Source organism: Streptomyces sp. NPDC021356, assembly GCF_040641015.1.
Classification (GTDB): domain Bacteria; phylum Actinomycetota; class Actinomycetes; order Streptomycetales; family Streptomycetaceae; genus Streptomyces.
Genome location: NZ_JBFACU010000008.1, coordinates 1 through 8,765 on the forward strand (window position 1 = coordinate 1; position 8,765 = coordinate 8,765).

7 protein-coding genes and 1 pseudogene are annotated in these 8,765 nt (G+C 74.7%); 7 read left to right on the forward strand and 1 reads right to left on the reverse strand.

The features are described 5' to 3' along the window. The 6 genes and pseudogenes from AB0G56_RS12380 to AB0G56_RS12405 form a co-directional block, all read left to right on the forward strand. Nucleotides 1–270, forward strand: a 270-nt coding sequence (locus tag AB0G56_RS12380) for a methylmalonyl-CoA mutase family protein (RefSeq protein WP_360967688.1), incomplete at its 5' end; no start/stop codon positions are given. A gap of 18 nt (nucleotides 271–288) precedes the next feature. Continuing rightward, a complete protein-coding gene (locus AB0G56_RS12385; RefSeq protein ID WP_360967691.1) occupies nucleotides 289–765 on the forward strand; it encodes a cobalamin B12-binding domain-containing protein in 477 nt (158 codons plus the stop codon). A gap of 356 nt (nucleotides 766–1,121) precedes the next feature. Next, nucleotides 1,122–1,892: an SDR family oxidoreductase gene (locus AB0G56_RS12390; protein WP_360967693.1), complete on the forward strand. Its 771-nt coding sequence runs from the start codon at nucleotides 1,122–1,124 to the stop codon at nucleotides 1,890–1,892. 48 nt (nucleotides 1,893–1,940) lie between these two features. Continuing rightward, on the forward strand, nucleotides 1,941–5,015 hold the full coding sequence (locus tag AB0G56_RS12395) for a BTAD domain-containing putative transcriptional regulator (protein ID WP_360967696.1): 3,075 nt from the start codon (nucleotides 1,941–1,943) through the stop codon (nucleotides 5,013–5,015). 153 nt (nucleotides 5,016–5,168) lie between these two features. Beyond that, complete coding sequence (locus tag AB0G56_RS12400; protein ID WP_360967699.1) at nucleotides 5,169–5,576, forward strand: YciI family protein; 408 nt, start codon at nucleotides 5,169–5,171, stop codon at nucleotides 5,574–5,576. An 8-nt stretch (nucleotides 5,577–5,584) separates the two neighbouring features. Beyond that, nucleotides 5,585–6,807 (forward strand): annotated as a pseudogene (locus tag AB0G56_RS12405) (DUF6596 domain-containing protein). A gap of 104 nt (nucleotides 6,808–6,911) precedes the next feature. Here the strand turns inward: AB0G56_RS12405 and AB0G56_RS12410 are convergent. Beyond that, entirely contained in the window at nucleotides 6,912–7,691 is a 780-nt protein-coding gene (locus tag AB0G56_RS12410) for an NAD(P)H-dependent oxidoreductase (protein WP_360967702.1), read from the reverse strand. 145 nt (nucleotides 7,692–7,836) lie between these two features. Between AB0G56_RS12410 and AB0G56_RS12415 the strand changes: the two genes are divergently transcribed. Continuing rightward, nucleotides 7,837–8,682 carry a helix-turn-helix transcriptional regulator gene (locus tag AB0G56_RS12415; protein ID WP_360967705.1) on the forward strand — a complete coding sequence of 282 codons (846 nt, stop codon included), beginning with the start codon at nucleotides 7,837–7,839 and terminating at the stop codon, nucleotides 8,680–8,682. Nucleotides 8,683–8,765 lie beyond the last annotated feature (83 nt).

Here is an 8,765-nt window from a genome sequence, read left to right on the forward strand (position 1 = left end):
TTCCAGCTCGACGAGGAGGAGCCGTACGAGCCGCTGCGCGTCGACCCCGCCATCGAGGCCCAGCAGGCGGAACGGCTGGCCGCACTGCGCGCCGGCCGCGACCAGAACGCCGTCGACACCGCCCTGATCGCCCTGAAGAAGGCCGCCGAGGGCGACGACAACGTCCTCTACCCCATGAAGGACGCCCTGCGCGCCCGCGCCACGGTGGGCGAGGTGTGCAACGCGCTGCGCGAGGTGTGGGGCACGTACACCCCCACGGACGCCCACTGACCCCGAACGAGGACTCCCATGCCCACCAGTAGCAGCACCGCTCCCCACGCCGCCGCCCCCATCCGCGTCGTCGTGGCCAAACCCGGCCTCGACGGTCACGACCGCGGTGCCAAGGTCATCGCCCGCGCCCTGCGGGACGCGGGCATCGAGGTCATCTACACCGGACTGCACCAGACACCTCGCCAGATCGTCGAGACAGCCCTCCAGGAGGACGCCGACGGCATCGGCCTGTCCGTGCTCTCCGGGGCCCATCTGACGCTCTTCGCGCAGGTGGTGGAGTTCCTGAAGGAGCAGGACGCCACGGACATCACCGTGTTCGGCGGCGGCATCATCCCCGATGCCGACATCCCGCCGCTGCTCGCGCTCGGCGTGGCGGCCCTGTTCACCCCCGGCACCCCGACCCGGCAGATCACCGACTGGGTCCACACCCACGTCGGCCGCGCCCGACCGGCCCTGACCGGGACGGCGACCGGCACCGGCAGGGTGACCGGCTGAGTCCGCCCGCCGGGACCGCCCGCCGGGACCGACCACCGGACCGACCACCGGACCGACCACCGGACCGTCTGCCGGGCCCGGCCGCGCGGTCACGTCTGCCACGACCGTCCGTCCGGGCGGACGGGCAGACCGCGATGCCCCGGTGTGTCCGACGTCACTGCCGTTGCTCCTTCGCGGGCGGGAGGGGAACGAGAGGGGAACACGCATCCGCATGCTGACCGCCAGGTGGGAGACGGCTGTTGCGCGGGACGGTGCACGCGGTGAACCCGCGGTGAGCGTGCGGTGAGCGCCGCTCGGGAGGGTGAGGCACGTACCGGCCCACCGGCGGCCGGGCGGACTCCGAGGGGAGCGGAACCATGGGTGAACTGGACGGCAGGACGGCGCTGGTGACCGGCGGGTCGCGGGGGATCGGCAGGGCCGTCGCGCTGCGGCTGGCCGCCGAGGGCGCGTGCGTCGCGGTGCACTACGGCACCGACGAGCAGGCCGCCGCGCGGACGGTGGAGCGGATCGAGAAGGAGGGCGGGCAGGCCTTCGCGGTACAGGCGCGGTTCGGTGAACAGGGCGCCGTGGAGGCGCTGTTCGCGCAGCTGGCACCCCGCCTGTCCGGGCGCGGGCTGGACATCCTGGTCAACAACGCGGGCATCGGCTCGGGCCACCCCATCGCCCACGTCACCCCGGAGGAGCTGCGCGAGCTTTTCGAGATCAACGTCAGCGCGCCGTTCTTCGTCACCCAGCGCGCGCTGCCCCTGCTGAACGACGGCGGCCGGATCGTCAACGTGGGCTCGACGGCCAGCCGGTTCGCCGTCTCCGTACAGATCGGCTACACACTCACCAAAGCGGCCCTGGAGGCGCTGGCCCCGACCCTCGCCAACGAACTCGGCCGGCGTTCCATCACCGTCAACACCGTGGCCCCGGGCGCCATCCGCACCGACCTGACCGCCGGCTACCACTCCGTACCCGAGATAGTCGCCGAACTGGAGGCGATCACGGCGCTGGGACGGCTGGGGGAGCCGGAGGACGTCGCGGACGTCGTCGGCTTCCTCGCCGGCCCGGGCGGTCGCTACGTCACCGGCCAGACCATCGACGTCTCCGGCGGCACCTACCTCGGGCCGATCACGCCCGCGTGACGCGACGCCCGCGGACGGCGGCGCCCCCAGCCGTGAATAATCGGCGGTATGCGCTTCACCCTCCTCGGTGCCACCCGGGCCCACCGCGACGACGGAGCCGAGGTCGCGCTGGGCGGCCCGGCGCGCCGCGCGCTGCTGGCGCTGCTGCTCCTCGAACCCGGCCGGCCCGTCCCCGCCGACCGCCTGGCCGAGGAGTCCAACCCCCGGCGTCCGCCGTCCGCGCACGCCCTGGAGTCCCAGATGTCCCGGCTGCGCTCGGCCCTCGGGGACGCGGCGCCCCTCGAACGGTCGGGCACGGGCTACCGGATCGTCGTGCCGTACGACACCGTGGACGCCCACCGGTTCGAGCGCCTCGCCGGGACCGGCCGTACCTCGCTCACCTCGGGCGACTGGGCCGGCGCCGCCGGCGTACTGCGCGAGGCCCTGGCGCTGTGGCAGGGCGAGGCGTTCGCCGACCTGCCCGACTCCGGGAGCGCGCGGGCCGCCGCCGTACGTCTGGAGGAACTGCGGCTGACCGCGCTCGAAGACCGTCTGGAGGCCGACCTGCGGCTCGGCCGCCACCGTACGGCCGTACCGGAGCTGCGGGAACTGACCGGCCGCTGCCCGCTGCGGGAACGGGCCGCCGCCCTGCTGATACGGGCCCTGTCCGCGTTGGACGGCCAGGCCGCCGCGCTCGCCGCGTACGAGACCACCCGGCGCCACCTGGCCGACGAACTGGGCGCGGACCCGTCCCCCGAACTCGTGTCTGTCCACGCTGAGTTGCTGCGCCAGGACCCGACTCCCGCCCTCGCCCGGCCGCCCGCGCAGCTGACCGCGCTCATCGGCCGGGACCGGGAGGTCGCGGAAGTCGGCGCGCTGCTGGGGCGCGCCCGCCTGGTCACGCTGACCGGGCCCGGCGGAGTGGGCAAGACACGGTTGGCCGTCGCGGCGGCCACCGCCGAACCGGGCGAGGTGTGCTTCGTCCAACTCGCCCCGCTCGGAGACGAGTCGGCCGTACCCGGTGCACTGCTGACCGCCCTCGGGCTGAGTGTCGGGGGCCTCCACCTCGGCGCGGACGACCCGTCCCCGGACGACCGGATCGTCACCGCCCTGGCCGGCCGTGCGCTGCTGCTGGTCCTGGACAACTGCGAGCACCTGCTGTCCGTCACCGCCACCCTGGCCGCCCGGCTGCTGGCGGCCGGCCCGCGCCTGCGCGTCCTGGTAACCGGCCGGGAACCGCTCGGCGTCATCGGGGAACACCTCTATCCCGTAAGGCCGTTGGCGCCCGAGGACGCCGCCCGGCTGTTCGCCGAACGTGCCGCGGCCGTCCGCCCGGGACCGGCCGCCACGGCGGGGACCGACGCGCGCACCGCCCCGCGCACCGACTCACACACTGACTCACACACCGCCCCCGCCCCCGTCCCCGTCCCCGCCCCCGACGCCGATGCGGACACCTGCGCCGACACCGTACGGCAGGTGTGCGCTGCCCTGGACAACCTGCCGCTGGCCGTCGAACTGGCCGCCGCCCGCCTGCGCACCCTGCACCTCGAAGACCTCGCCGACCTCGCGCAACGGCTCGACGACCGGCTGGGCATGGCCGCGCGCGGCGCCCGCACCGGCGACGGCCGCCACCGCACCCTGCGCTCGGTGGTCGCCTGGAGCTGGGACCTGCTGCCCGAGCCCGAACGCCGCGCGGCCCGGCGCTTCGCCGTCTTCCACGCGGGCGCGACCCCCGCCACCGCACGCACGGTGTGCGGCACCGACCCCGACACGCTGGAGGCGCTTGCCGACAAGTCCCTCCTGGAGCACACGGGCGGCCGGTACCGCATGCTGGAGACGGTCCGCGCCTACGCCGCCGAGCAGCTCGCGTCGGCCGACCAGCCCGGCACCGTGCACCGCGCGCACACCGCACACCTCCTCACCCTGGCCCGCACCGCCGACCCGCACCTGCGCGGCCCGGCCCAGCTCGACTGGCTGGCCCGGCTCGGCGGCGAGCACGACGACCTCATGGCCGCCGTGCGCCGGGCGGTGGAGGCGCCCGAGCCGGAGACGGCCCTCGCGCTGCTCGCCGCCGCCGCGCACTCCCTGTGGATCCGCGGCATCCCCGGCTGCGCCGCCCCGCACGCCGCCCGCCTCCTGGAGATCATCGACGGCGAACCACCGCCCGGCTACGACGAGGAATTCGCCGTCTGCCTCCTGCTGGCGGTGTCCGCCGGGGACGGAAAGGACGGCGAGGACGGCGAGGGCGACGGGGCCCCCGGGACCGGGCAGGGCGACGGGGCCCCCGGGACCGGGCGGACGGTGTGGCGGCGGCACCGGGCCCGCGCCGAACAGGCCATGGAGAGCGTGTGGTCCGGCTCCGGGCAGGGCCGCCACCCGGCCGCGCTGCTGCTGTGGGTCCTGCGCAACGCCACCGACGGCGACGCGCACCGCGCCCACGCCCTCGTCTCCGCCCGGCGCACGGGCCCGGACGCCTGGACCCGGGCCGTCGCCCACTACGTCACCGCCTACGGCGCCCTCGGCGAGAACGATCCGGAGCGCGCCGGACACGCCCTGCGCACCGCCGCCGAGACCTTCCACGCGCTCGGCGACCGCTGGGGCGGCGCGCTGACCCTGGACGCCCTGGCCACGGTCGCGGCGGTCCGCGGCGACCGTGCCGAAGCCGTCGCCCTCATCGACCGGGCGCTCGCCCTCACCGGACGGCTCGGCGCCCTCGCGGACACCGCCGACCTCCTCGTCACCCGGGGCGACCACCTGGCCGCCGCCGACCCCGCCGCCGCCCGCGCCGACTTCACCCGCGCCGCGGCCCTGGCCCGCCGCGCCGGCAGCCCCGCCGGCCTCGCGGCGGCCCGGCGCGCACTCGCCGACCTCGCCCTCACGGCGGGCGACACGACCGAGGCGGAGCACCTGTACCGTACGGCGCTCGACCACTTGGACCCCCGATGGGTCAGGAGCATCGGCGACCGCGTGCGCGCCCTGGCCGGCCTCGCCCGCGTGGCCGAGGCCCGCGGCGACCACGACACGGCGCGCCGCCACTACCGCCGGGCGGCCGAGGCCGCGTACGTCCCCGGCGCGCCCACGGCGACCGTCCTGTCCGCACTGTCCCTCCCGGCCCCGGCCCGCGAGGCGATCCACCGCGCCTGACCACCCGATTCCACCAGGTCGGCCCAGTCTCCGAGACACATTCACGACAGGCCGAAAGAAACATCGGGCGGCGATGTCGAGAACCCGCGTCCGGCTCCGTCCCAGGGGCGCAGGCGGCCACAATGGGCCGCACGAGAACCGAGGAGAACCACGATGGCCAAGTACCTGGTGCTGAAGCACTACCGCGGCGCCCCGGCTGCGGTCAACGACGTGCCGATGGACCAGTGGAGCCCGGAGGAGGTCTCGGCGCACGTGCAGTACATGAACGACTTCGCGGCCCGGCTGGAGAAGACCGGCGAGTTCGTCGACGGTCAGGCGCTGGCCCCCGGGGGAGCCTGGGTCCGCTACGACGGTGAGGGGCGCCCGCCGGTCACCGACGGCCCGTTCGCCGAGACCAAGGACCTCATCGCCGGCTGGATGATCATCGACGTCGACAGCTACGAGCGCGCCGTCGAGCTGGCCGGGGAGCTGTCGGCCGCCCCCGGGGCGGGCGGGAAGCCGATCCACGAGTGGCTGGAGCTGCGCCCCTTCCTGGCCGCGCCGCCCACCATCACGGAGTGACCCCACCGATGGACGAGGCCCTGCTGCGCAGCCTCACCCCGAACGTGCTCGCCGTCCTCGTACGCCGCGGAGCGGACTTCGCGGAGGCCGAGGACGCCGTGCAGGAGGCACTTCTGGAGGCGCTGCGCGCCCGCCCGGCCCTCGCTTCCCCCGGCTCCCGGGCCGGGGGAGGGGGAGGCGAGGGAGAGCCCATCCGGGATGCGAAGGGCTGGCTGATCACCGTCGCCTGGCGCAAGTTCCTCGACGCGAGGCGGGCGGACGCAGCCCGCCGCCGGCGTGAGGAACGCCTCGACGAGGAACCGGTGCCCGGCCCCGCACCCGCCGAGGACGACACCCTCCAGCTGTACTTCCTGTGCGCCCACCCCTCGCTGACCCCCTCGTCGGCCGTCGCGCTCACGCTGCGCGCCGTCGGCGGGCTGACCACCCGCCAGATCGCCCGCGCCTACCTGGTGCCCGAGGCGACCATGGCGTGGGGGTACCTCCCACGCCCTTAAGGCAGTGGGGGAGGATCAGCCGTGCCAAGCGCACCGTCTCCGGCGTACGCCTCGACCGGCCCGGCGACGTCGCCACCGTGCTGCGCGTCCTCTACCTGGTGTTCAACGAGGGCTACTCCGGCGACGTCGACCTGGCCGCCGAGGCCATCCGGCTCACCCGGCAACTCGCGGCCGCCATCGACCACCCCGAGGTGGCCGGACTGCTCGCCCTCATGCTGCTCCACCACGCCCGGCGCGCCGCCCGCACCGCGCCCGACGGCAGCCTCGTGCCGCTCGCCGAGCAGGACCGCGGCCGGTGGGACACCGCGTTGATCGCCGAGGGAGTCACCGTCCTCCAGGCGGCCCTCGCCCGCGACCGGCCGGGCGAGTTCCAGGCCCAGGCCGCCATCGCCGCCCTCCACGCAGACGCACCCACCGCCGAGGAGACCGACTGGGTCCAGATCGTCGAGTGGTACGACGAACTGGCGAGCCTCACCGACAGTCCCGTCGTACGGCTCAACCGCGCGGTCGCCGTCGGTGAGGCCGACGGACCGCGCGCCGGCCTGGCGGCCCTCGCCGAGCTGGACGCCTCGCTGCCCCGCCACACCGCGGTGGCGGTCCACCTCCACGAACGCGACGGCGACCTGGCGACGGCGGCACGGCTGTACGCCGAGGCCGCCCACAAGGCACCCGACCTCGCCGAACGCGACCACCTGACCCGCCAGGCCGCCCGCCTCAACGCCCGCCGCCGCGACTGACCCGGCTGACGCGTCCCGCCGGAAGGGGCGCCCCCCCGCCCGCGCCCCCGCCCGTCCCGTCCCGTCATCGGCGGTCGGCCGCGCACGCCGTCCGTCGTCGGCGGTCAGCCGCGTACGTGCAGCCCGAAGCCCGTGCGGCCCACGGGCTCCAGCCCCTCCTTCAAGTGCAGCGAGGGGATCTCGTAGTCCCCGAAGTTCTGCCGCCGGAACGCGATCGGCTCGGTCGTCTCCAGAGTGCGCAGGCGCCGCTCCCAGGCCTCGGCGACGTCGGGGTAGTCCTCGTCGGTCATCCGGTCGGCGCCGTACAGCACGAACGGCGGCAGCACCTCGATGCCCGGGTAGTAGAGGATGCCGTGGTGGATCGGGAACAGCAGATCGTCGATCGGCCCGTTGATCCCGCGCGCGGAGTAGTGCGGCTGAGGGCCGCCGACGGTCACCGACAGCAGGGCCCTCCTGCCCGCCAGGGTGCCCTCGCCGAAGCGTTCGCCGTACCTGGTGTCGCTGTGCTCGCCGACGCCGTACGCGAAGTGGTAGGTGAACACCCGGTCCACCCAGCCCTTGAGGATCGCCGGCATCGTGTACCACCACAGCGGGAACTGGAGGACGATCGTGTCGGCCCACAGCAGCTTCTCCTGCTCGGCGCGGACGTCCGCGGTGAGCGTCCCGGCATCGAAGGCCCGGCCCGAGTCCCGGGCGACCTTGAGCGGACTGGAGGCGTGGGGACCGTAGTCCGCGGCGTCCGCGACCGCCTTCCAGTTCATCGCGTACAGGTCGCTCACCCGCACCTCGTGCCCGGCGCTCTCCAGGGTGGACACCGCGAGGTCCTTCAGTGAACTGTTGAGCGACTTCGGCTCCGGGTGGGCGTGGACGATCAGGGTCTTCATGGCGTCTCCCTCGGATCAGGAACGGACGCCTTCGATCGTCGGGGACATGGCGCCCGGTGTTCAGGGGCGCCACTTCCGTCGGACGGGACTTCCTGGTATCCACAGGGCCACCTTCACGGACACCGCCCAGTCCATACTGGAGGACATGGACGATCTCGCGGGTTTCCTGAAGACCCGGCGTTCCCGGGTCGATCCCGCGGCCGCCGGCATCCCCACCGACCGCCGCCGCCGGGTCGAAGGGCTGCGCCGTGAAGAGGTCGCGCACCTGTCCGGAGTCAGCGTCGACTACTACGTACGCCTGGAGCAGGGCCGCGCGACCCAGCCCTCCGAGCAGGTCCTCGACGCGCTCGCCCGCGTCCTCGGCCTCGACGAGACCGAGCGCGGGCACCTCCACCGGCTCGCCCGGCAGCCCCGCCGCCGCGCGAAGGCGCCGAGCGGGCGAGTCAGGCCGGAGCTGCTGCGCGTCCTCGACCTGGTCGCCGACGCACCCGCGCTGATCATGGACCACCGCCTGGACGTGCTCGCCGGGAACCGCCTGGGCCGGCTGCTGCACGGCCGGCCGATACCGGGCCTGAACACCGCCCGGCACATCTTCCTGGAGGAGGCCGAGCGCGGCCTCTACGCGGACTGGGAGAGCTGCACCCTCGACGCCGTCGGGCACCTGCGCCTGGCCGCGGGCAAACACCCCGACGACCCCCGACTGGCCTCGCTCATCGGCGAGTTGGCGATGGGAAGCGAGCGCTTCCGGCGCCTGTGGGCCCGCGCGGACGTACGCTCGCGCACCCATGGCCGCAAGGCGTACCGGCATCCGCTGGTCGGACTGCTGGAACTGCACCAGGAGAACTTCGCGCTGCCGGACGAGACGGGCATGGAGCTGCTGGTGCTGTCCGCGGCCCCCGGCAGCCCCACCGAGGACGCGCTGCGCCTGCTCGCGGGCCTGGACGAGGACAGCGGCGACGCGCGTCCCCCGGCCAACACTCGTGCCCGTTGACCACTCGTGCCCGTTGACCACTCGTGCCCGTTGACCACTCGTGCCCGTTGACCACTCGTGCCCGTTGACCACTCGTGCCCGTT

What these genes read in the sequence shown, in the direction of transcription:
- AB0G56_RS12385 (WP_360967691.1), top strand. Translation starts at nt 289, where the DNA reads ATGCCCACCAGTAGCAGCACCGCTCCCCACGCCGCCGCCCCCATCCGC.
- AB0G56_RS12390 (WP_360967693.1), top strand. Translation starts at nt 1,122, where the DNA reads ATGGGTGAACTGGACGGCAGGACGGCGCTGGTGACCGGCGGGTCGCGG.
- AB0G56_RS12395 (WP_360967696.1), top strand. Translation starts at nt 1,941, where the DNA reads ATGCGCTTCACCCTCCTCGGTGCCACCCGGGCCCACCGCGACGACGGA.
- AB0G56_RS12400 (WP_360967699.1), top strand. Translation starts at nt 5,169, where the DNA reads ATGGCCAAGTACCTGGTGCTGAAGCACTACCGCGGCGCCCCGGCTGCG.
- AB0G56_RS12410 (WP_360967702.1), bottom strand. Translation starts at nt 7,691, where the DNA reads ATGAAGACCCTGATCGTCCACGCCCACCCGGAGCCGAAGTCGCTCAAC.
- AB0G56_RS12415 (WP_360967705.1), top strand. Translation starts at nt 7,837, where the DNA reads ATGGACGATCTCGCGGGTTTCCTGAAGACCCGGCGTTCCCGGGTCGAT.